18 protein-coding genes and 1 pseudogene are annotated in these 21454 nt (G+C 72.5%); 2 read left to right on the forward strand and 17 right to left on the reverse strand.

Features of this window, described 5'->3' with window-relative positions; translation table 11 throughout:
• Positions 1-718: tetratricopeptide repeat protein (locus tag AB0H81_RS28615; protein ID WP_358380757.1), on the reverse strand; the 718-nt coding region annotated here is incomplete at its 3' end.
• A gap of 230 nt (positions 719-948) precedes the next feature.
• Between AB0H81_RS28615 and AB0H81_RS28620 the strand changes: the two genes are divergently transcribed.
• Positions 949-1821 (forward strand): GNAT family N-acetyltransferase, encoded by an 873-nt coding sequence (locus AB0H81_RS28620; protein WP_358380759.1) that lies wholly within the window; start codon positions 949-951, stop codon positions 1819-1821.
• A gap of 14 nt (positions 1822-1835) precedes the next feature.
• Here AB0H81_RS28620 and AB0H81_RS28625 read toward each other — a convergent pair whose 3' ends face one another.
• On the reverse strand, positions 1836-2741 hold the full coding sequence (locus tag AB0H81_RS28625) for a hypothetical protein (protein WP_358380761.1): 906 nt from the start codon (positions 2739-2741) through the stop codon (positions 1836-1838).
• A gap of 116 nt (positions 2742-2857) precedes the next feature.
• Between AB0H81_RS28625 and AB0H81_RS28630 the strand changes: the two genes are divergently transcribed.
• The gene (locus AB0H81_RS28630; protein WP_358380763.1) at positions 2858-3772 is read left to right on the forward strand and encodes an SDR family oxidoreductase; all 915 of its coding nucleotides are present in this window, start codon (positions 2858-2860) and stop codon (positions 3770-3772) included.
• Positions 3773-3788: 16 nt separating this feature from the next.
• Here the strand turns inward: AB0H81_RS28630 and AB0H81_RS28635 are convergent, their stop codons facing one another.
• The 15 genes and pseudogenes from AB0H81_RS28635 to AB0H81_RS28705 all read right to left on the reverse strand — a co-directional run bounded on the left by AB0H81_RS28635 (position 3789) and on the right by AB0H81_RS28705 (position 21425).
• The gene (locus tag AB0H81_RS28635) at positions 3789-4802 is read right to left on the reverse strand and encodes a cation diffusion facilitator family transporter (protein WP_358380765.1); all 1014 of its coding nucleotides are present in this window, start codon (positions 4800-4802) and stop codon (positions 3789-3791) included.
• 91 nt (positions 4803-4893) lie between these two features.
• Positions 4894-5304, reverse strand: a complete 411-nt coding sequence (locus tag AB0H81_RS28640; protein WP_358380767.1) for a metalloregulator ArsR/SmtB family transcription factor — start codon at positions 5302-5304, stop codon at positions 4894-4896.
• Between the two features lie 109 nt (positions 5305-5413).
• Positions 5414-6159: pseudogene (locus tag AB0H81_RS28645) on the reverse strand (DUF4396 domain-containing protein).
• Positions 6054-7505, reverse strand: a complete 1452-nt coding sequence (locus tag AB0H81_RS28650; protein ID WP_358380769.1) for an MFS transporter — start codon at positions 7503-7505, stop codon at positions 6054-6056. The pseudogene AB0H81_RS28645 and the gene AB0H81_RS28650 overlap by 106 nt, the downstream one beginning before the upstream one ends.
• A 137-nt stretch (positions 7506-7642) precedes the next feature.
• Complete coding sequence (locus tag AB0H81_RS28655) at positions 7643-8374, reverse strand: hypothetical protein (RefSeq protein WP_358380771.1); 732 nt, start codon at positions 8372-8374, stop codon at positions 7643-7645.
• Positions 8371-9276, reverse strand: coding sequence for a carbohydrate ABC transporter permease (locus tag AB0H81_RS28660; RefSeq protein WP_358380773.1), 906 nt, complete (start codon positions 9274-9276; stop codon positions 8371-8373). The genes AB0H81_RS28655 and AB0H81_RS28660 overlap by 4 nt, the downstream gene beginning before the upstream one ends.
• Positions 9273-10202, reverse strand: coding sequence for a sugar ABC transporter permease (locus AB0H81_RS28665; RefSeq protein ID WP_358380775.1), 930 nt, complete (start codon positions 10200-10202; stop codon positions 9273-9275). The genes AB0H81_RS28660 and AB0H81_RS28665 overlap by 4 nt, the downstream gene beginning before the upstream one ends.
• A 55-nt stretch (positions 10203-10257) precedes the next feature.
• Positions 10258-11562, reverse strand: a complete 1305-nt coding sequence (locus tag AB0H81_RS28670) for a sugar ABC transporter substrate-binding protein (protein ID WP_358380777.1) — start codon at positions 11560-11562, stop codon at positions 10258-10260.
• A 39-nt stretch (positions 11563-11601) separates the two neighbouring features.
• Positions 11602-12609, reverse strand: coding sequence for a hydroxyacid dehydrogenase (locus AB0H81_RS28675; protein WP_358380779.1), 1008 nt, complete (start codon positions 12607-12609; stop codon positions 11602-11604).
• Between the two features lie 150 nt (positions 12610-12759).
• The gene (locus AB0H81_RS28680; protein ID WP_358380781.1) at positions 12760-14148 is read right to left on the reverse strand and encodes a substrate-binding domain-containing protein; all 1389 of its coding nucleotides are present in this window, start codon (positions 14146-14148) and stop codon (positions 12760-12762) included.
• Positions 14145-16199: a heparinase II/III family protein gene (locus AB0H81_RS28685; protein WP_358380783.1), complete on the reverse strand. Its 2055-nt coding sequence runs from the start codon at positions 16197-16199 to the stop codon at positions 14145-14147. The genes AB0H81_RS28680 and AB0H81_RS28685 overlap by 4 nt, the downstream gene beginning before the upstream one ends.
• 102 nt (positions 16200-16301) lie before the next feature.
• Complete coding sequence (locus tag AB0H81_RS28690) at positions 16302-18485, reverse strand: ATP-dependent RecD-like DNA helicase (protein WP_358380785.1); 2184 nt, start codon at positions 18483-18485, stop codon at positions 16302-16304.
• Positions 18486-18553: 68 nt separating this feature from the next.
• Complete coding sequence (locus AB0H81_RS28695; RefSeq protein WP_358380787.1) at positions 18554-20329, reverse strand: ABC transporter substrate-binding protein; 1776 nt, start codon at positions 20327-20329, stop codon at positions 18554-18556.
• A 15-nt stretch (positions 20330-20344) separates the two neighbouring features.
• Positions 20345-20638, reverse strand: coding sequence for a DUF2160 family membrane protein (locus AB0H81_RS28700; RefSeq protein ID WP_358380789.1), 294 nt, complete (start codon positions 20636-20638; stop codon positions 20345-20347).
• A gap of 34 nt (positions 20639-20672) precedes the next feature.
• On the reverse strand, positions 20673-21425 hold the full coding sequence (locus tag AB0H81_RS28705) for a carbohydrate ABC transporter permease (protein ID WP_358380801.1): 753 nt from the start codon (positions 21423-21425) through the stop codon (positions 20673-20675).
• Positions 21426-21454 lie beyond the last annotated feature (29 nt).

The following is a 21454-nucleotide window of genomic DNA, read 5'->3' on the forward strand; positions in this document are numbered from 1 at the left end:
CGGCGACGGCCGTCTGCGCCCCGGCGTGCCCGCGATCGGCGGCGCGGGCGGCGGCGCACGCCTCGGGGCGCCGTCCCGCGCCCACCAGGCACTCCAGCAGGCTCGGCACGTGCTCGGGGTCGCCGGGGTCGAGCACGGCCACGGCCTCCTCGGCCATGTTCAGACGCAGGTACGCGGCGGTGACCTCCGGCGCCGGGAGTCCCGCGAACGCCGCTCCCGCCTCCTCGTCGCGTCCCAGGGCGAGGAGGGCGGCGCCCCGGTGGAGGCGGAGGCCCTCGTGATCCGGCTCGCGGCCGAGGCCGCGGGTCGCGGCGTCCAGCGCCTCCAGCCGGAGGCCCGCACCGGTCAGCAACTCGGCCAGGGTCAGCCACAACCCCGGCTCGTCAGGACAGCGCGTCACGGCCTCGCGGGCCGCCTCGATCGCCTCGTACAGGCGGTGCTCCGGGGGCAGGCAGCTCAGCCGTACGGCGTGGGCCCGGGCGTCACCCGGCGCCGTCGCGAGCGCCGTCTCGGCGTACCTCAGTCCGCGGTGCGGCGCCCCCTTGTCCCGCCAGAGCGCGGCCACGTCGAGGCACCGCGTGGCCAGCGCCGCCGGGTCGCGGACCTGGTCCAGATGGGCATCGCCCGCCCGCTCCGCCTCCCGGTACCGGCCACGCTCCAGCAGCGCGGTGAGCTGATCACGGAGAGTGCAGGGGAGTCCCGCCGCGACGACCGCCATACCCCGTCATAGCGTGAAACGGCGGCTGCTGACTAGCTCGCCCGGTCGCCGGTCCGTCCCGCGCTGCTGACGGCATCGCCCCGGGTGACGGCCACCCGGGGCGAAATGCGATTGCCGTACCGGCGTCCGGCGCGGCATCCTCGCGTCCGAAGCGCCGCCGAAGCGCCGCCGAAGCGCCGCCACAGCGCCGCCGCAGCGCGTCCGCAGCGCTTTCGAAGAAGGGACCGAGCATGGACGTCGAGTGGGCCCCGCTGCCGGCCGGGGACGCCGGACTGATCGCCGTGCTCGCCGGGAGGTGCCTGGAGCACGACGGCGGGCTGCCGGAGACCGCGTCACCGGCCTACGTGGAGCGCCGGTACACCGGTGACGGGGTGAGCGCCGTGGGGGCCTTCGGCGACGGCCGGCTGCTCGCCTGCGGGGCGGTGCGTCCCGGGGTGGAGACATCGGTCATGACCGGCCTCGTCGATCCGGCGTACCGCGGGCTCGCCCTGGGGGCCGGGCTCCTCGACCGGCTCCTCGGCATGGCGGCGGGCCGGTCGCGGCGGCTCCGGGTGGAGACCGAGTCGCTGACGCGCGAGGCCCATGAGCTCTTCCTGTCGCGGGGCTTCGAGCGGACGTTCGCCGAGGACGTCCACCGCCGCGACCTGACGCGCCCCCTTCCTCCGGCCCCGCTGCCGGCGGGCGTGCGGACCGAGGAGTGGACGGCGGGCACCCTGGACGCCTTCCATGCCGCCTACCAGGGCTCCTTCGCCGACCGTCCCGGCTTCCCGGGCTGGTCGCGGGACGAGTGGATCGCCTGGCTGGTCGACGACACGTTCCTTCCCGGCTGCTCCCTGGTGGCGCGGGCCGGCGACGGGACGCCCGTGGGGTTCGTGGCCTGCGCGGAGGGATTCCTGATCCAGGTCGGCTCCGTACCGGAATGGCGGCGGCGCGGGCTCGGGGCGGCGCTCGCGACCCTGGCGCTCGGGCGGATGCGCGAGCGCGGCGACACCGAGGCGTTCCTCGACGTCAACGTCGACAACCCCGCCTCCGCCGCCCTCTTCCGGGGGCTCGGCTTCACCCCCGTCGCCCGGCGCGCCCGCTACGAGCGCGCCGAAGGGTGAGGAGCGCCCCGGGATCAGAGGCGGCCGTTGCGGTGGAGGACGGTGAGGGCGTGGACGGTGACGTGGCCGCGCCACTCCAGCGGGCTCGCCGCCGAGAAGTGGGCGTAGTCGACGGTCCAGCCGCCGTCCTCCTCCTGCCCCGCGGCCAGCCGGTCCAGGTCCGCGTCCGTCACCTCCTTGGCGAACAGCGACCGCGACGGGCCGTCCGGGAACGGCGAGAAGTCCAGCGGGCGCAGCCGCTCGTCCTCCTTGCCGCCCTCGACGCGCATGACGCCGTCCGCCGGGATGTACGGGCGCAGGTGGTCGAGGAGTTCCCCGACGCGCGCGGGGTAGGCGGCGTGGGCCGCGTCGAGGAAGCGCACCGCGAAGGCCAGCTCGTACGCGTGCGGCGCCCGCTCGATCGCCCCGATCGCGGCCAGGCAGTACGCGGTGGCCCGCTCCAGCCACGGGTGGGCGGCGACGGCCGGGTCGTGCGCGGCGACGCGGTGCGCCGCGGCGGCCGTGACCGCGGTGATCTGCAGCGACGAGACCGCCGGGTCGGCTCCGGCCCACCAGGGGGCGGTGCCGGCCGTGATCGTCGTGGGCAGGGCCATGGGCAGGCCGCCGTCCGGCAGAGAGACCGACAGGAGCCAGTCGCACAGCCCGGCCGCCCGGCGATCGGTGACGGGCGCGACGTCCTCGAACACCGTCAATGCGTGCAGCGCGGTGCCCGGCTGGCTCTCGGGGGAGCGCAGGTCGGGTTCGAGGCCCCAGCCGTAACCGCCGTCCTCGTTGCGGTACGCGTCGAGGGCCGACAGTACGGGCGCCGTGTCACCGGGGATCCCGTCCAGGAGGCCGGTCAGCAAGGTGAAGCGGCGGCGGTCGAGGACACGCGCGTGCGTCGCCATGAAGGCCGCGGCCGTGGAGAGGTCGATGCTCATGCCTTCAGCCTGCCCAGCGGGGCGGGCCCGGGTCTTGTCGGAATCGGACGACTCGCCGGCGGGACCCGCGGGAAAACATGACACGCCTTGTCGCCTTTCGCTGTCAGCCTGGAGCCATGACACACACGCTGAAGGGCAAGGTCGCGCTGGTCGCCGGGGGGACGAGGGGCGCCGGCCGGGGTATCGCGGTGGAGCTCGGGGCCGCCGGGGCGACCGTGTACGTGACGGGCCGCACGACGCGGGACGCGCGCTCCGAGTACGACCGGCCGGAGACCATCGAGGAGACCGCCGAGCTGGTGGACGCGGCCGGCGGCCAGGGCATCGCCGTCCAGGTGGACCACCTCGACCATGACGCGGTCCGCGCGCTCGTCGAGCGGATCGACCGCGAGCAGGGCCGGCTCGACGTGCTGGTGAACGACGTGTGGGGCGGCGAGAAGCTGGCCCAGTGGGAGACGCCGCTCTGGGAGCACGACCTCGACGGCGGGCTGCGGCTGCTGCGCCTGGCCGTCGACACGCACATCGTCACCAGCCACTACGCGCTGCCGCTGCTCACCAGGAGCCCGGGCGGGCTGGTCGTGGAGATGACCGACGGCACCAAGGACTACAACGACCGCAACTACCGGGTCTCGTTCTTCTACGACCTCGCCAAGACCGCCGTCATCCGGCTCGCCTACTCCCAGGCGCACGAGCTCAAGCCGCACGGCTGCACGGCCGTGGCGGTGACGCCGGGATGGCTGCGCTCGGAGATGATGCTGGACGCCTTCGGCGTCACCGAGGAGAACTGGCGGGACGCGGCCGCCGCGCAGCCGCACTTCGTCATCTCCGAGTCGCCGCGCTTCACCGGGCGGGCGGTGGCGGCGCTGGCCGCCGACCCGGAGGTCGCCCGGTGGAGCGGGCGGTCGGTGTCGAGCGGGGAGCTGGCCCAGGAGTACGGGTTCACCGACGTGGACGGGTCGCGGCCCGACTGCTGGCGGTACCTGGTGGAGGTGATGGACGCAGGGCTCCCCGCCGACGCCACCGCCTACCGCTGACCCCCGCCGGCCCCCGTCAGCGCTGGGTGCCGCCGGCGCGCGGGGCGGGGCGGCGGTGGGCCGGGCCGTGGGAGTCGGCGCAGTGGCGGTCGGGCTCGCCGATGGTCAGCACGTCGGCCGGGGCGTGATCCACCTGCAGCGTCGTGTGCTCGATCCCGTACCGGTCGTGGACCAGCCGCTCCGCCGCCAGCCGTACGGAATGGCAGTCGTCGCCCGGCGTGACCAGCACGTGCGCCGACATCGCCGGGTAGTTGGAGGTCACCTCCCAGATGTGCAGGTCGTGCACCTCGACGACGTTGTCCAGGGAGGCCAGCTCGCGGCCGATCTCGGCGGGGTTCATGCCGACGGGCGCCGCCTCCATGAACACCCGCGCCGAGTCGCGCACCAGCCCCCATCCGGCCTTGAGCATGAGCGCGGCCACGACCAGGGCGGCCACCGCGTCGGCCCTGGTCCAGCCGGTGAACAGCACCACGGCGCCGGCGACGGTCGTGGCGACGAACGCGAACAGGTCGTTCAGGATGTGCTGGTAGGCGCCCTCGACGTTGAGGCTGCTGCGGTTGGCCCGGGCCAGCAGCCAGGTGGCCGCCAGGTTGACCGCGATGCCGGCCAGGCCGGTCAGCACCACGTACAGGCCCTCGACCTCGGGCGGGTTCGCGAAGCGGCGCACGCTCTCGACGATGAAGTACGCGCTCAGCAGCAGCAGCGTCACACCGTTGATCTGCGCCGAGACGATCTCGGCCCGCTTCAGCCCGTACGTGAACCCGCCCTGCGGCGGCCGGGCCGCGATCCGCATCGCGACCAGGGCGAAGACGATGGCGATGGCGTCGGTGAGCATGTGCCCGGCGTCGGAGATCAGCGCCAGCGACCCGGCGACGAACCCGATGACCACCTCGACCGCCATGAACCCGACGATCAGCGCCAGGGCGGCGGTCAGGTAGCGGCGGTCACCCGCCACGCTGACGGCATGCCCGTGGCCGTGCCCGTGCCCCTGTCCCTGCCCGTGGCCGTGCCCCCGCTCGCGGTCGGTCATGGGTTCGCCTCCTCCTCGACACTCAGGACGTCTGAACGGCTGTTCATATGTTGAGTTTATGGGCGGGCGTGGCTCGCCTGTCAATACGGGTTCAGGACTCCTTGCGTTCGGGGTGGATGGCCTGGGTGTGCTCGGTGTGCGCCACGGCGAGGTCGAGCAGCATGCGGACGTGGGCGTCGTCCAGCCGGTAGTAGGCCATGCGGCCCGCCCGTCGTACGGCGACGACGCGGTGCGCGCGCAGTAGGCGCAGCGCGTGGGAGGTGGCCGACTCGCTCAGACCGGTCACCACCGAAAGATCGCACACGCACAGCTCTCCGTCGAGGAGTGCCAGCAGGAGCCGCAGCCGCCCGGGGTCGGAGAGCAGGCCGAAGATGTCGGCCGTGTCGACGAGGTCGGTCTCGGCGGGCATGCGGGAGCTGACACTGGCCACCCGGTCGGCGTCGACCACCCGGGTGGCGCAGCCCTCCAGGGCGGTCACCTGATCCTGTGAAGAACTGTTCATATGACGACCCTAGCTGGGCGGATGCCAGGCGTCGAGCGCGGAGAGGTCCCTCGGCCCCGGCCGGCCGCTGGGACCGGCCGGAGCGACGAGGTCCCGGCCGGTGATGTCGTCAGTGGCCGGAGTGGTGGTACTGGTGGACCACGGCGTGCCCCTTGCCCCGGCCGATGAGCCACCGGTTGACCGGCGTGGTCAGCAGGAACGCCACCACCAGCGACCCGGCCAGCGAGGCCCAGAACAGCCGGCTCGTCAGGCCCGCGTCCATCCGCCGGGCACCAGCACCATCACCGCGTTGTCGAGCAGCTCCATGACCATGATGGACACCGTGTCGGCCGCCAGCGCCACCTTGAGCGCCGGGCGGAAACCGACGCCGGCCCGCATCACGCCCCGCATGGTCAGCGCGTACCCGAAGACGAACGCCAGCGCCACGGACAGCACCACGGTGCCGGCGTTGTGCAGGCCGGCCGCGGTGCCGATGACCATGCCGAGCACCTCGCCGATGGCGCAGCCGGTCAGGCAGTGCAGGGTCGCCTGCGCGGCGGCCTGCCACGTCGCCGCGCGCGCGGCCGCCGGGTGCGCGTCGTGGTGCCCGTGGTGGTGCCCGTGGTGGTGCCCGTGGTGGTGCCCGTGGTGGTGATCGGCGGGCTGGTCGGAATGGTGATCGGCAGGGTGTCCGGCGTGGTCGTCGGCATGCGGGGCGTGGGGGATAGGGGGTATATGTGTCACGCGGCGACCCCTGGTCCGGCCGGTCGTCAGTGACCGTGCCCGTGCCCGTGTCCCACGAACGCCCCCGACGGCCTCCCGCCCGGCACCAGCCCGAGCGAGACCACGGCGGCGGCCACCGCGGCGACCGCGCACATCGTCAGCGCGTCCGTGAAACCGCCGATGCCCGTGGCGCCCGGAGCCAGGCCGGCCGCGGCGACCGACGAGACCACCGCGACGCCGATCGAGCCGCCCAGCTCGTGGAAGGTGTTGACCACGCCCGACGCCACACCGGCCTCGCCGGGCGGGACATTGGCCATGGTCGTCGTCGTGGCCGTGACGAACGCGGGCCCGATGCCGAGCGCCGCCACCACGAAGCCGGGCAGCAGCGTCGTGTAGGCGCTCGCGCCCGGGTCGATCCGCGTCATCAGCCATGTCCCGAGCGCCGTGAGCGCGAACGCCGCCACGGCCACGGGCCGCCCGCCGATCCTGCCGATCAGGTGCGCGCCGAGCTGTGCGCCGGCTGTGATGGCGACCGCGACCGGCAGGAACAGCAGGCCCGTCTCCAGCGCGCTCATGCGCAGCACGTGCTGGAGGTAGAGGGAGCTGAGGAAGAACAGGCCGAGCATGAGGCCGGTGGCCATCAGCATGACGAACACCCCGGAGAGCACCGGGCGGCGGGTCAGCGTCGCGATCCGCATGAGCGGTTCCTGCGCGTTCCGCTCGACCAGCACGAACACCGTGTAGAGGACGGCGGAGCCGGCGAGGGGGAGCAGGGTGCGCACGGAGGCCCACCCCGCGTCGCCCGCGCCGACCAGGCCGTAGATGAGCAGCCCGGTGGCCAGCGTCACGGCCGCGGCGCCGGGCAGGTCGATCCCGGCCCGTCCGGCGTGGGCGGCCCACGCGGGGGCGGGCACGACGGCCGGCAGGGCGGCGATCACGAGCACGCCGATCGGCACGTTCACGTAGAACACCCACGTCCAGCCCGGCCCGGCCGTCAGCAGCCCGCCGAGCAGGACGCCCGCCGCGGCGCCGGAGCCGCCGATGGCCGCCCACACCCCCAGTGCCCGCCCGCGCCGCTCGCCGTGGAAGGCGCTCGTGATGATGGCCAGCGCCGACGGCGACATCAGCGCCGCTCCCACCCCCTGGAGCCCGCGGCCGGCGATGAGCGTGGCGCCGTTCGCCGCGACCCCCGCGACCAGCGAGGCGAGCGTGAACACGGCGAGCCCGGCGAGCAGCGTGCGCCGCGCGCCGAGCGCGTCCGCGAGCCTTCCGCCGAGGACCATGAGCCCGCCGAAGCAGAGCGTGTACGTCGTGACGACCCAGGTGAGCGCCTCGCGGCCGAGGCTCAGGTCCGCCCCGATGCTCGGCAGGGCCACCTGCACGACCGTGATGTCGACGATGAGCATGAACTGCGCCAGGCAGAGCAGGGCCAGCGCGGCCCATCCGCCGCCGGCCCGCGTCCCGTGCGGGTGCGCGGGCGCGACATGTCCGTGACTCACAAGATCTCCTTAACTTGAACACTGATGTACGAGTTATAGGAGACCATACCCCCGTACGGCACGTCCAGGGCACACGAGAGCCCCCGGAGGGCGGACCTCCGGGGGCTCTCGAACGGGGATCGCCTGACCAGGCGGCTTCAGATGGTGGCGTCTCGCGCGGGCGTCATCGGAGCGAGGACGAATGTGGTGGTGGCCCACACCGCGTACAGCAGCGGAGCGCACGCCAGCAGCAGGCCCGGCACCGGCCTGGCCAGCACGACCCCCACGGCCAGGCCGAGCACCACGGTGTTCGCGGCGGCCAGGTACCAGCGCCGCACCACCAGGTACACGCACGGGCGCACCAGCGCCCGCAGCGCGGGGGCGCCCGGCTCGGCGATCAGTGCGATCAGGGCGACCACCGTGGCGACCACGAGCACCACGGCCGTGGCGAAGAAGGGCACCAGCGCCGGGCCCCAGGCCGTGCGCGCCACCACGGTCGCGTCCACGACCAGGACGCTCACGGCCGCCGCGCCCGCCGCCCACACGGCGAGAGCCGGGCCGGCCGCGCGCCGGTAGCCGGCCCAGAACGTCCGCACCACGGAGGAGGAGCCCGAGCCGAGCGCGGCGAAGCAGCGGAACGCCCCGGCCAGCGCCGGCGCGCACACCAGCGACAGCACGGCGAAGAACGGCCACGACCCCAGCGGGTCGCGCACCAGCGCGAGGGCCGCGAGCAGCGGGGCGCAGGCGACGGTGAGCAGCGCGTTCGTCGCCAGGCAGGTGTAGGCGGCGGCGAACACCTTCTCGTACGTGGCCTGCCGCGCCGGCCGCAGCAGGCTGCGCGCGCTCAGGGAAGAGGTGTGCCCGGTCAGGGGCGAGGGCCGCCCGCTCATCCCTTGAGCCCGCTCGTCGCGATGCCCTGGATGAAGTAACGCTGTCCGAGCAGGAACACCGCGAGGATCGGCAGCACCGACAGCGTCGCGCCGGTCATCATCATCGCGTACTCGGCGTCGTACTGGCCGATGAACGAGCGCAGGCCGAGCTGGACCGTCCACAGGTCGTTGTCCGTCAGGTAGATGAACGGCCCCATGTAGTCGTTCCACGTGTTGACGAACGTGAGCAGCGCCAGGCTGGCCAGCGCCGGCTTGGACAGCGGCAGCATGATCCGCCAGTAGATGCCGTACTCGCTGAGCCCGTCGATCCGCGCCGCCTCGCACAGCTCGTCCGGGATCGACTGGTAGTACTGCCGCATGAGGAACACGCCGAACGCGCCGAACGCCTGGAGCAGGATGATCGCCAGGTGGGTGTTCGTCAGGTCGGCCTTCTGCATCATGATGTACTGCGGCACCATGTACGCCTGCCAGGGCACGGCGATGGTGGCGATGTAGGCCAGGAAGAGCGCGTCGCGGCCCGGGAAGCGCACCTTGGAGAAGCCGTAGGCGGCGAAGCTGCCGCTGAGCACCTGGAGCACCGTGATCGTCACCGACAGGAACGCCGAGTTGCCCAGGTAGGTGAGCAGCGGGATGCGCTCCCAGATGTCGACGAAGTTCGACCAGCGCAGCTCCTCCGGTATCCACTGGATCGGCACGGTGAAGACCTCGTTGTCGCGCTTGAGCGACGACGACAGCATCCACGCGAACGGCACCAGCACCAGCGCCGCCATCACGGTCAGCGCCACGTACGCCAGCACCCGCCGGGCGGCCACGGCGGCGGAGCGGTCGCGGCCGGCGCCCCCCGGAGACCCGCCCGGTGGCGCGGCGCGGCCCGCCGGGGGAGCATCGCTGAGCGCGGTCATGAGGCGCTCCTCCGTTCGTTGATGCGGAACTGGACGACCGTCACGGTCAGCACGATCAGGAAGAGCACGAGCGCGATCGCCGACGAGTAGCCGAACTGGCCCTCGGTGATGCCCTCGCGGTAGATGAGCTGGGCCAGGACGAGCGTGCTGCGGCCGGGCCCGCCGTCGGTCATGACGACGATCAGGTCGAGCACCTTGAAACTCTGGATCGTCAGCATGACCGCGACGAAGAACGTCGTGGGCCGCAGCGACGGCACCGTGATGCCCCAGAACCGCTGCCAGGCGTTGGCGCCGTCCACGCGCGCCGCCTCGTAGTACTCCTTCGGGATCGTCTGCAGACCGGCGAGGTAGAGCACCATGTAGTACCCCATGTCCCGCCACACGCTGGTGATGATGACGGCGGGCATCGCCCAGTCCCTGCTGGCCACCCAGCGCGGCGGCTCGGACACGCCGATCGCCTCCAGCAGCTGGTTGATCGGTCCGGCGGTCGGGTTGAACAGCATGTTCCACACGACCGCCACCGCGACCAGTGACGTGATGTACGGGAAGAACGCCGCGGTGCGGAAGAACGGCACCCCGCGCAGCTTCCGGTTCAGCGCCATGGCCAGGCCGAGCGCGGCGGCCAGCGTGAGCGGGATGTGGCCGGCCGCGTAGAAGAGGGTGTTGCGCAGGGCGACGTGGAAGTTCTCGTCGCCCAGCATGCGCGTGAAGTTCTTCAGCCCCACCCATTCCGGGTCGCTGTAGGAGTCCCACTTCAGGAACGCCAGGGCGAACGCCGTCAGCATCGGGACGATCGTGAACAGCAGGAAGCCGGCGAAGTTCGGGAGGATGAAGCTCCAGCCGACGAGGATGTCGCGCCAGGCCCGCCGCCCGCGGGGCCGAGCCCGCGGCGCGGTCGGCGCCGGTCGTGTGATCACCTGAGCCATGGGCGTCCTTTACGAGCCTTCGTGGGGCGGGTGGCGGGTGGCTGCACGCGGGCCGCTAGTTGAGGACCTCGCTCTTGACCCGCTCGTTCATCGAGCGGATGCCGTCGGCGGCCGACTTCTCCCCGACCATGATGAGCTCGTGCTCCTCCCTGAGGATGGTGTCCACGTCGGAGGTCTTGTCGCTGACGGGCATCTCCAGCACGACCTTGTCAGGCTGGAACGCCTTCTTCGACGTCTCGTCCGTGGGCATGCCCTTGAGCTTGAAGTACGCCTCGGTGATCTCGGGACTCTTGTACGCCGGCACCGAGCCGATCTTGGCCAGCGCCTCGGCCCCGGCCTTGCCCGCCGCGAACTGCACGAACTTCTTGGCCGCGTCGGCGTGCTCGGCCTTCTTGTTGACGGCGAACGCGGTCGGCGAGCCGAACGTCGTCACCCCGGTCGCGCCGGGACGCTGCGGCATCGGCGCGATGCCCCAGTCGACGTCGATCTTGCCGTCGGCCTTGCCGGTCAGGAGGTTGGCGATGTACCAGGTGCCCATGGGCAGCATGGCGGTCGCGCCGGTCTCGAACATCGTCTTGTAGTCGGACTTCTGCGCCATCGCCGTGCCGAAGTCGAGGGCCGCCCCTGACTTCTGCAGGCCGAGCGCCACGGCGTACTGGTCGGCGAAGAAGGAGTAGTCGCCGCCGAGCTGGTCGCCGCCCGTCTGCGCCGCGGCGATCGCCTGCACCACCGACCGCCAGGTGTGCTGGTAGGTGCCGTAGACCTTCTTGCCGCCCGCGTCCTTGGTGAGCTGCTGCGCCAGCTTGGCGTACTCGTCCCAGGTCATCGCGCCGGGGTACTTGACGCCCGCCTGGTCGAACAGCTTCTTGTTGTAGTAGAGCAGCCAGAAGTCCTGCCGGTACGGCAGCGCGTAGTACTTGCCGCTGACGTCGAACGCGTCCAGGCCCGAGAGCTGCGACCCCTCGGCCGACTTGGCCAGGTCGGTGACCTCGGCGAGCTGGCCGCGGCTGGAGTAGCGGGAGTAGTCGGTGACGTTCTTCATGGTGATGACGTCGGTGTCGTCGCCGCCGGCCAGCATCGTGGTGACCTTGTCGGCGTAGTCGTCGGCGAGGATGTCCACCGGCTGCACCTTGATGCCGGGGTTGGCCGCCTCGAACGCGTCGAACAGGGCCTTGAACTCGGGCGTCTTGCCCATGTTCCAGACGGTGACCGACAGGGTGACGTTCCCGCCGTCCTTCTTGGCGTCGTCGCCCGAGCCGCCGCAGGCCGTCGCCGCCAGCGAGAGCGCGGCCACGGCCGCCAGGGACTTCAGGAACGGGCGGCGCCCCGCGGCGCTCGCCGAGGTGTCAGAAGAGATCATGTGATCCGGTCTCCTTTCCGTCGAGCCGGTCGCCGGGACTCAGGCGCTGACCTTGAACTCGTCGGCTGTGACGGCCGCGCGGGGCGGCCGGCCGTACAGGTAGCGTTCGAGCTCGTCGAGCGCGCTCTCACTCATCCGCCGGGTCTCCGATCCGAGCGACCCGGCGATATGGGGGGTGATCATGACGTTGGGCAGGTCGTACAGGGGTGAGCCGGCCGGCAGAGGCTCGGGGTCGGTGACGTCGAGCATCGCGTCCAGCCGTCCGTTCACGCACTCGCGCTCCAGCGCCGTCGTGTCGAGGACGGCGCCGCGCGCGGTGTTGATGACGGTCGCGCCGTCGCGCAGCATCGCCAGCTCCGCGGCGCCGATCAGGTGCCGGGTGGACGGCAAGGCCGGTACGTGCAGGGTGAGCACGTCGCTGCGGCGCAGCAGCTCCGGCAGTTCGACCAGCCGGCCGCCCGCCGCCGCGACCTCGCCGGCGTCGGCGTACGGGTCGGCGACGAGGACGTCCACCTCCAGGTCGCGCAGCCGTTCGACGACCCGGCGGCCCACGCGGGAGTAGCCGACGACGCCGATGGTGCGGCCCCGGTTGCTCAGCTCCCCCCGGCTGTTCGCGAACGACCAGTCGGCGCGGTGGCGCCGGGCGTCCTGGGCGAGGAACGGGGCCTTCTTCCCGGCGAAGATGATCGCGGCCAGCGTGAACTCGGCGACCGGGATCGCGTTCTCGTCCGCGGCGTTGGTCACCAGGATCCCGCGCCGCCACACCTCGTCGGTGACGAACGTGCGGACGGTGCCGGCGCAGTGGAAGATCGCCCGCAGGGCCGGTGCGTCGGCCAGCCGCTCCTCGGTCAGCCGCGGGCAGCCCCAGGAGGTGACCAGCACCTCGACCTCGCGCAGCCGCCGCCGTACCTCGGGGGTGTCGAGGTCGTCGGTCACGACGGGGTCGCCCAGGTCGGCGAGCTCCCGCAACCGGCGGAGCTGTGGCTCCTCGAACAGCGTGCTGAACGTGGCGGGGTCCATGACCAGCAGGGCCTGTGGCCGTCTCACTTGGGTCCTTTCGGCGGCAAGCGCTTACCAGTGCCGCCGATCCTGTCCGATCGTTACGATCACGTCAATAGCTTGTTAATCAGAACGATCAGGTTTATCTGAACGATATTGATCGTTTCTGTGCGGTACGGGATGAGGCGCACGGCTGCTTCAGCTAGGCAATGCCTGGCCGGGTGACGGCGGCGCCGAGGAGGAGCGGACGATCAGCCGGGGCTCGATCACGACGCGGTGCGTCGGCCGCTGCGGATCGTCGTCCGCAAGACGCTCCGCCAGCAGCCGGTACGCGGCCTGCCCGATCGCCGCCTTGGGCGGCCGGACCGCGGTCAGCGGCGGGTCGCACAACTCGGCCACCTCGTCGTCGTACGTCACGACCGACAGATCCCCGGGCACCCGGATCCCGCGCTCCTGGCAGCGTTCGACCAGGCTGATCGCCTCGGGGTCGGAGTGGACGAGCAGCGCGGTCGTGCCCGAGGCGGCGCACGCGTCGAGGACGGCGTCCAGCGTCTCCGGCCAGCCGGGATCGCGCTGGTCGACGGTCGCCAGATCCGGAGTGCCGCCGAGGGGCAGGCTCAGCTCCTCGCACGCCTGCCGCCAGCCGCGCCGCACGTGCGGGGCCGTCGGGCTCTGCGTCGTGGTGACCAGCCCCACCCGCCGGTGACCGAGCGTGGCCAGGTGCCGCACGGCCATCGCCGCGCCGAACACGTGGTCGCTCACCACCGACTCCATCGCCTCCTGGTGCGGACCCACGGTGGCGGCGCGCTCGACCAGCACCACCGGCACGCCGGCGACCTGGAGCCAGCGCACCAGCTCCTCGCCCTCGTCGCCGGTCGTGGTCGGGGCGACCAGCAGCCCGTCCACGCCTGCCGTCCCGACCAGCCGCGAGAGCTGCCGGCGCTCGTCGGCCGCCTGGTAGGTGGCGCCGCGCAGGACGAGCCGCGCCCCGGACGCGGCGGCCGCCTCGCGGGCGCCGCGGATCACGTCGGGCCAGTAGTAGTCGAGCGACGGCACCACCATGCCGATCGTGGCCTGGGCCACCTCGTTCTGCCCGGCGGACCCGGCACCGGGGGCGTGCCCGGTTCCGGGGGCGAGCGCGGCACCGGGGGCGCGTACGGTCCCGGCCGTGGACACCGCTTCCGCGGGAGCCGGAGAGGCGGGCCCCGGCCCCGGGGGGGACGTGGCCGGGCCGGACTCCGGGACCGGCGACGGGCTCTGGGGGGCGATGCCCGCCAGGGTGTCGGCCACCGCGCCGCCGTGCAGCACGGCCCCGCCGCGTACCCGGCGCACCAGGCCCTGGGAGGACAGCAGCGCGATGTCGCGGCGGACCGTGATGACCGAGACGTCCAGCTCGGCCGCCAGCTCGTTCACGCGGACGACCCCGCGCCGCCGCAGCAGCTCCACCACCTGGGCGCGCCGCTCGTCGGGCAGCAGCTCGACCGCCTGCGACCGCCGCTCGTCAGGGGCGTCCGGTCCGCGGGAAGAAGCGGTGAGCGGGTCCCCGGGGTCGGGGAGGCCGGGGTACGGGTGGTCGTGGGCGGTCATGGGTGCACCTCCACCCGGAGTTCGAAGGAGCCGCGCGCCGTGCCGGGGAGCCGCAGCTCCAGCCGGGTCAGGCGCTCGCCCCACACCGCCGAGAGCATCGGATCCTCCAGCGTGCGGACGGTCAGGGCGGACGTGGCGCGCGCCGGGTCCCACGTGACGCACGCGGCCCGCGCGCCGTCCGGGGGCCGCACGACGACCTGGCCGTCATCGTGCCGTTCGATCTCTCCCGCCAGCAGGTAGTGCAGCACGCTCGGCCGCCCGTCGGCGGCGAAGGCCCAGGCGTCCTCGACGGTCACGAGCGACGCGCGGCGGTCGAGACGGGCGGTGCGCCACCAGCGCTCCAGCCCGGACACCGGATAGGCGGCGGCCAGGTCCATGCGGGTCTCGAAGCGTCCCGGCTCGTCGGCGACCTCGACGTCACGGGCCCGGAACGCCGGCCCCTGCCGCTGGGCCGTGCCCCGGATCTCGGGGACGTTGTGCCAGGTGCTCTGCATCGTCCAGATCGCGTACCGGTCGGGGCCGAAGGTCTGCGCGGTGTACGTGGGTCGCCCGGCGTCCACCAGCGCCGGCACGCCGTCCACGGCGACGACGACGGAGCCGACGTCGTTGTGGTTGTGATGCTCGCCGTTGTGGCCGCCCTTGACCGCGAGCGTGAGCCCGCGCGCGCTGCCGGCGACCTCGCGCGCGATCCCCACCTGCGTGCCGGGGAACCATACGGCCCCGGCGTTCGGAGCGTCCATGGTCCCGGCCGCCGCCTCCACGCCTTCCCCCTCCTCGGGCCGGTCGGCCGCCCACCACTCCGGGTCGGCCAGCTCCCGTAACGCCCTGCCCAGCTCCGCCGTCACCGCGATCCCGCCGGCGCGCCGCGAGCAGGCGTGCCGTACCGCGTCCGGCTCGCCGAGCCGTCGCCCCCACCGGTACGGCACGTGCCACGGCTGGTCGGTGGCCGGCCGGGCCCGCGCGTCGGCGAGGTTCAGGTACCAGGGGCCGCCGAGCCGCATGAGGTGCGGGAAGCGGAGCGTCGCGCGCACCACGGGCACGTCGGCCACGGCCAGGGCTCCGGAGGTCGCGTGTTCCAGGACGTCCAGGGCCTCCAGGGCCCGGCACGCCCCGTTCCACCAGTATTCGTACCCCTCGTCGATCGAGCCGTCCTCCGGCAGGGCCGCGAGGTAGCGGTCGAGGCCCTCCACCGCCCACGCCACCTGGGACGCCCGCTCCTCGCCGGGCTCGCCGAGCCGGAGCGCGGCCACGAGGACGTTGCCGCAGATCCACGGGCACCAGTTGTGGACGTCGCCGTCGAGGCCGAGCCAGTGCCAGTCGCGCCGCTCGGTGAACGGCCGCAGCACCCGCGCCCGCGCCTCACGGCGGACCCGCTCGCGCAGGCCGGGGTAGCGGGCGTCGAGCCGGTCGCCGAGCACGTGGTCGGCCCAGGCGAGCTGCGCGGCGACGTCGGCCGCGCCCAGGTCGAGGTACGGGGCGGTGGTGTCGGGCAGCACGGGGCCGCCCGGCCGGCAGGTGTCCTCGTGCGCGGGCCAGCACCACGTGGTCTGCTCGCACAGCAGCAGCATGCCGTCGGCCACCTCGTCCACCCACCGCTCACCCGCCCCGCCCCCGTCACCCATCGGCGCGACGGGGGAAGAGGAGGAGCCGGTGCGCGGCGTCGCGTCGCCGGAACCGGGCGTCCCGGAGTCGCCGGTCGTGGCGAGTGCCATGAGGACCGCGCGGGTGAGCCGGTCCTGGCGTTCGAACACCTGCGCCTCGTACGCCGTCCGGTTGCCGTCGCGGAAGTAGCGGGTGTACTGCGAGGCCAGCGGCTGCGGCCACGGCGTGCCCGCCTCGGCCTCCGCCCGCTCCCGCACGCCCAGGAGCGCCCGCCCGGCATGCGGCCCGAGACGGCCCCAGGAGCCCGGCACGGGCAGCGCCGCGTCGGGCGGCAGCAGCGCCCGCCCCAGCGCGCCGGCCGTGGCGGCCGCGCCCCAGACGGCCAGGAGCGGCCCGGCCTTGCGATCCGCCAGCTCCGTGAGCTCCGGACCGGTCGCGGTGTTCGTCATAGTCCTCCTTGCCCGGCCCCATAGTAGCGATCGAAAGTGATCGAAGTTGAACCTTTTTCTAGGGCTTGGGCGGAGGGCGAGGAGCAGGCACGAACCCCGCGGTCACCCGACGGCGAGGGAGAGGCGGCGCGGCAGGCCGGTGTTGCGGCGGCCGCCGAGGCGGTGGACGGCCAGCTCCAGCGCCTTGCGCTCGCCCACCAGCACCACCCACGCCCGGGCCCGCGTCACCAGCGTGTAGAGCAGCCGCCGCCGCAGCATGACGCCGCCCGCCTCCACCACGATGGGCGCCACCACGAACGGGTACTCGCTGCCCTGCGACCGGTGGACGCTGATCGCGTAGGCGTGGGTCAGGTCGTCGAGCTCGTCGAAGCCGTACGTGACCGTGTCGCCGTCGTCGATGCGGATCTCCAGCAGGCGCTCCTCCGGCACCAGGCGGGTGACCGTGCCGGTCTCGCCGTTGAAGACGCCCTTGTCGTAGTTGTTGCGGATCGGCATGACGCGGTCGCCGACCCGGTAGACCGACGAGCCCGACCAGTGTTCGGGAGCGCCGTCACGGGCCGGGTTGAGCCGGTCCTGGATGAGGCGGCCCAGCTCGGCGGTGCCGGCCGCGCCCTTGCGCATCGGGCACAGCACCTGCACCTGGCCGGGCTCGACCCCCTGCTTGCGCGGGATCGCGACCGTCGCGAGGTGGACGACGCGCTCGGCCACGGCGGCCGGGTCGTCGAGCTCCTCGAACCAGAACCCGCCGCCCCCGGGCAGCGGGGGCAGCTCGCCGGCGCGGATGAGGTGGGCGCCGCGGATGATGCCGCTGCCCTCGGCCTGTCGGAAGACGTGGGTGAGCCGCACGCGCGGGATCTCCTCCACGCGCAGCACGTCGGCCAGCACGCTGCCCGGCCCGATGCTGGGGAGCTGGTCGCTGTCGCCGACGAGCAGCAGGTGGCCGCCCGAGGGGATCGCCGAGCACAGCCGGGTCGCGAGGTGCAGGTCGAGCATGGACGCCTCGTCCACCACGACGAGGTCGGCCTGCGCCGGCGCCTGGTCGAACAGCGCGTCGGGGTCGGGCTGGTGGGCCAGCATCCGGTGGACGGTCATCGCGGGCAGGCCGGTCAGCTCCGACAGCCGCTTGGCGGCCTTGCCCGTGGGCGCGGCCAGCGTGACCGTGCCGCCCATCGCCCGCACGGTGGCGGCGATCACCCGCACCGTGTGGCTCTTGCCGCAGCCCGGCCCGCCGGTCAGGACGGACACGGTGCTGGTCAGCGCCATCGTGACGGCCGCCCGCTGGTCGTCGTGGAGCCCCAGGTCCTCGGTGAACGGCCGCATGGGCAGCGTCGAGCGGGCCTGCCAGAGCCGGCCCAGCTCGCCGGCCAGCTTGACCTCGCGGGCGTGCAGCTCCTTGGCGTAGACGATGACCTGGTCGGGGCCGGCCTCGACGACCACCCGCCGCTCGGCGGCCAGGGCGTCGACCATGGGGCGCACCTGGTCGGGGTCCTGCTCGACCAGCTCGGCGGTCTGGGTGACCAGGGCGGTCATGGACAGGAAGCAGTGGCCGCCCCCGGCGGCGGCGTTGTCCAGCCGGTCGAGCAGCGCCGCCTTGATCCGCTGCGGGCTCTCGCGCGGCACCCCCGACTGGAGCGCGATGCGGTCGGCCGTGTGGAACGCCACGCCCCGGACCCGGCCGATGAGCTGGTACGGGTCGGAGGCCAGGACGTCGGCGGAGTCCGTGCCGTACACCTGGTAGATCTTGGCGGCGAGCAGCGGGCTGACGCCGTAGCCCTGGAGCACGACCATCAGCCCGGCGATCGCCTTCTGCTCCCGCCACGCCTCGACGATCTGCCCCTGGCGGGCCGGGCCGATGTTGAGCACCTCGGTCAGCCGCTCCGGCGCGGTGTCGATGACGGTCAGGGTGCGCTCGCCGAAGTGGCCGACGATGGCCTGGGCCAGGCGCGGGCCGATGCCGCGGATCAGGCCCGAGCCGAGGTAGAGCTGGATCGCCCTCACCGTCGACGGGACGATCCGCTCGCACGCCGTCACCTGGAACCGGCCGCCGTGGCGCTCGTGCTCGCCCCACCGGCCGGCCAGCCGGAGCGTCTCGCCCGGCTGGACGCCGGCGAGCGCCCGGCCGGTCGCGACGAAACTCGGCGCGACCGGGCCGGGCCCGCTGTCGGAGCTCATCCGGGCGACGGTGTAGCCGTCGTCGCGGACGTGGACGAGCTGCTCGACCGAGGCGTCCACGGCGACCGAGGCGTCCACACCGACCGAGGCGTTCACACCGACCGAGGCGTCCACGGCAAAGATCCAATCATCCTGTACGGCTTCGCCAGCTTAGAAGAGCGGGCCGACAGAACGGGGAGGACCTAGTTCCACTGGGAGATGAGCTTGTCGTAGTCGACGGTCTCCGGCTTGCCCCGCTCGTCGGCCAGCTTCGGCACCGGGGCGCCGGGCTGGTCCAGCCAGTACTGGGCGGGCTGCTCGGGGTTGAGCTTGGGCGCGCAGTTCCCGCCGTAGCCGCGGCGCTCCAGCCGGGACAGGATGTCGTCCTGCTGCTTGGCCAGGTTGTCCATCGACTGCTGGGGTGTGGTCTCGCCGGTGACGGCGGTGGCCACGTTCTGCCACCAGAGCTGGGCGAGCTTGGGGTAGTCGGGCACGTTGGTGCCGGTCGGGGTCCACTGCTTGCGCGCGGGCGAGCGGTAGAACTCGATCAGCCCGCCGTACTTGGCGGCGTTCTGCTTGAAGTAGTCGCTGCGGATGTCGCTGTCGCGGATGAACGTCAGGCCGGCGATGGACTTCTTCAGCGACACCGACTTGGCCGTGACGAACTGCGCGTACAGCCAGGCGGCGGCGCGGCGCTCCTTCGGGGTGTTGCGGAGCAGGGTCCACGAGCCGGCGTCCTGATAGCCCAGCTTGTTGCCCTCCTTCCAGTACGCGCCGTGCGGGCTCGGCGCGATGCGCCACTTGGGCGTGCCGTCGGCGTTCACGACGGGCAGGCCCGGCTTGGTCATGTCGGCGGTGAACGTGGTGTACCAGAAGATCTGCTGGGCGATGTTCCCCTGCGCGGGCACGGGCCCGGCCTCGCTGAAGTTGCGGCCGGCCGCCTCCTTGGGCGCGTACTTCTTCAGCCACTCCACGTACTTGGTGAGCGCGTAGACCGAGGCGGGGCCGTTGGTGTCGCCGCCGCGCGTCACGGACGAGCCGACGGGCCGGCAGTTCTCCACCCGGATGCCCCAGTCGTCCACGGGCAGGCCGTTCGGGATGCCGGGGTCGCCGTTGCCGGCCATGGACAGCCACGCGTCGGTGAACCGCCAGCCGAGCGACGGGTCCTTGCGGCCGTAGTCCATGTGGCCGTAGACCTTCTTGCCGTCGACCGTGCCATTGCCGTTGACCTTGTTGGTGAAGAAGTCGGCGATGTCCTCGTAGGCCGCCCAGTTGACCGGGACGCCCAGGTCGTACCCGTAGGCGTCCTTGAACTGCTTCTTGATCTTCGGGTCGGTGAACCAGTCGTAGCGGAACCAGTAGAGGTTCGCGAACTGCTGGTCCGGGAGCTGGTAGATCTTCTTGTCCGGGCCGGTGGTGAAGCTGATGCCGATGAAGTCGTCCAGGTCGAGCGTGGGCGAGGTGACACCCTTGCCCTCGCCCGCCATGTAGTCGGACAGCGGGAAGACGTAGGTGCCGCGCGAGTGGGTGCCGATGAGGTCGGAGTCGTTGACGTAGGCGTCGTAGATGTTCTCGTTGCCCTGGATCTGGGTCTGCAGCTTCTCGATGACGTCGCCCTCCTGGATCAGGTCGTGCTTGACCCTGATCCCGGTGATCTCGGCGAACGCCTTGGCGAGCTGCCGCGACTCGTACTCGTGCGTGGTGATCGTCTCCGACACCACGTTGATCTCCATGCCGCGGTACGGCGCGGCGGCCTTCATGAACCAGTCCATCTCGGCGAGCTGCTGGTCCTTGGACAGGGTGCTCGGCGTGAACTCCTGCGTGACCCACTTCTGCGCCGCCGCCTTGCCGCCGGCCTCGGTCCAGTCGCTCTTGCGCGGGCCGTCACCCTGCGAGCAGGCCGCGGCGAACAGGACGAGCGCGGCCGCGGCGGCGGCTGCTCTCGCCCCGGTGACCCTGGTGTGGAGCGGTAACGGCATTGTCCGTCCTCTCTCTCAACCCCATATCCCGATGACCACCGCCACCAGCAGCGCGCACCCGAGCGCGAGCCACATCGACAGGTCCGTGACGGCGATCCAGCCCGCGAGCACGACGGCTGCGCTGATCAGCCCGATGTAGAGCCGGTCACCGCGGTCGGTCTCGATCCGCAGGAAGCCCCGCCGCGCCACCGGCGGCGACACCTTCGCCCACACCGCCATCACGCACAGCAGCGCGCCCAGGCCGGCGAAGACCATCGCGGTGGGCGCCGTCCAGACCATCCACTCCAGCACGGCGGGACGCGGACCCATCAGACCCTCCCCAGCGCGAAGCCACCCGGCACGGTCAGACCCTCCCCAGCGCGAAACCCTTGGCCACGTAGTTGCGGACGAACCAGATGACCACGGCCCCCGGGATGATCGTCAGCACGCCGGCGGCCGCGAGGAGCCCCCAGTCGACGCCCGCGGCGCTGACCGTGCGGGTCATGGTGGCGGCGATCGGCTTGGCGTTCACGGAGGTGATGGTCCGGGCGATCAGCAGCTCGACCCAGCTGAACATGAAGCAGAAGAACGCGGTGACGCCGATCGCGGAGCGGATCATCGGCAGGAAGATCCGGACGAAGAAGCGCGGCAGCGAGTAGCCGTCGATGGCGGCCGTCTCGTCGATCTCACGCGGGATCCCGGACATGAACCCTTCGAGGATCCACACGGCCAGCGGCACGTTGAACAGCATGTGCGCGATGGCCACGCCGAGGTGCGTGTCGAACAGGCCGACGCTCTGGTAGATCTGGAAGAACGGCAGCAGGAACACGGCCGGCGGGGCCATCCGGTTGGTGAGCAGCCAGAAGAACAGGTGCCGGTCACCGGCGAACCTGAACCGGGAGAACGCGTAGGCCGCCGGGATGGCCACGACGAGCGACATGACCGCGTTGAGCGACGTGTACACGATCGAGTTCAGGTAGCTGGAGTACCACGACGAGTCGCTGAAGAACGTGACGTAGTTGTCCAGCGTCGCCCGCTGCGGGATGAGCGAGAAGCCGCCGAGGATGTCCTCGTTCGGGCGGATCGACATGCCGAACATCCACAGCAGCGGCAGCATGAGCGTGGCGGCGTAGAGCCAGAACACGG

Source organism: Nonomuraea sp. NPDC050691, assembly GCF_040654455.1.
GTDB lineage: Bacteria > Actinomycetota > Actinomycetes > Streptosporangiales > Streptosporangiaceae > Nonomuraea.

What these genes read in the sequence shown, in the direction of transcription:
- AB0H81_RS28620 (WP_358380759.1), top strand. Translation starts at nt 949, where the DNA reads ATGGACGTCGAGTGGGCCCCGCTGCCGGCCGGGGACGCCGGACTGATC.
- AB0H81_RS28625 (WP_358380761.1), bottom strand. Translation starts at nt 2,741, where the DNA reads ATGAGCATCGACCTCTCCACGGCCGCGGCCTTCATGGCGACGCACGCG.
- AB0H81_RS28630 (WP_358380763.1), top strand. Translation starts at nt 2,858, where the DNA reads ATGACACACACGCTGAAGGGCAAGGTCGCGCTGGTCGCCGGGGGGACG.
- AB0H81_RS28635 (WP_358380765.1), bottom strand. Translation starts at nt 4,802, where the DNA reads ATGACCGACCGCGAGCGGGGGCACGGCCACGGGCAGGGACAGGGGCAC.
- AB0H81_RS28640 (WP_358380767.1), bottom strand. Translation starts at nt 5,304, where the DNA reads ATGAACAGTTCTTCACAGGATCAGGTGACCGCCCTGGAGGGCTGCGCC.
- AB0H81_RS28655 (WP_358380771.1), bottom strand. Translation starts at nt 8,374, where the DNA reads ATGAGCGGGCGGCCCTCGCCCCTGACCGGGCACACCTCTTCCCTGAGC.
- AB0H81_RS28660 (WP_358380773.1), bottom strand. Translation starts at nt 9,276, where the DNA reads ATGACCGCGCTCAGCGATGCTCCCCCGGCGGGCCGCGCCGCGCCACCG.
- AB0H81_RS28665 (WP_358380775.1), bottom strand. Translation starts at nt 10,202, where the DNA reads ATGGCTCAGGTGATCACACGACCGGCGCCGACCGCGCCGCGGGCTCGG.
- AB0H81_RS28670 (WP_358380777.1), bottom strand. Translation starts at nt 11,562, where the DNA reads ATGATCTCTTCTGACACCTCGGCGAGCGCCGCGGGGCGCCGCCCGTTC.
- AB0H81_RS28680 (WP_358380781.1), bottom strand. Translation starts at nt 14,148, where the DNA reads ATGACCGCCCACGACCACCCGTACCCCGGCCTCCCCGACCCCGGGGAC.
- AB0H81_RS28685 (WP_358380783.1), bottom strand. Translation starts at nt 16,199, where the DNA reads ATGACGAACACCGCGACCGGTCCGGAGCTCACGGAGCTGGCGGATCGC.
- AB0H81_RS28695 (WP_358380787.1), bottom strand. Translation starts at nt 20,329, where the DNA reads ATGCCGTTACCGCTCCACACCAGGGTCACCGGGGCGAGAGCAGCCGCC.
- AB0H81_RS28700 (WP_358380789.1), bottom strand. Translation starts at nt 20,638, where the DNA reads ATGGGTCCGCGTCCCGCCGTGCTGGAGTGGATGGTCTGGACGGCGCCC.
- AB0H81_RS28705 (WP_358380801.1), bottom strand. Translation starts at nt 21,425, where the DNA reads ATGCTGCCGCTGCTGTGGATGTTCGGCATGTCGATCCGCCCGAACGAG.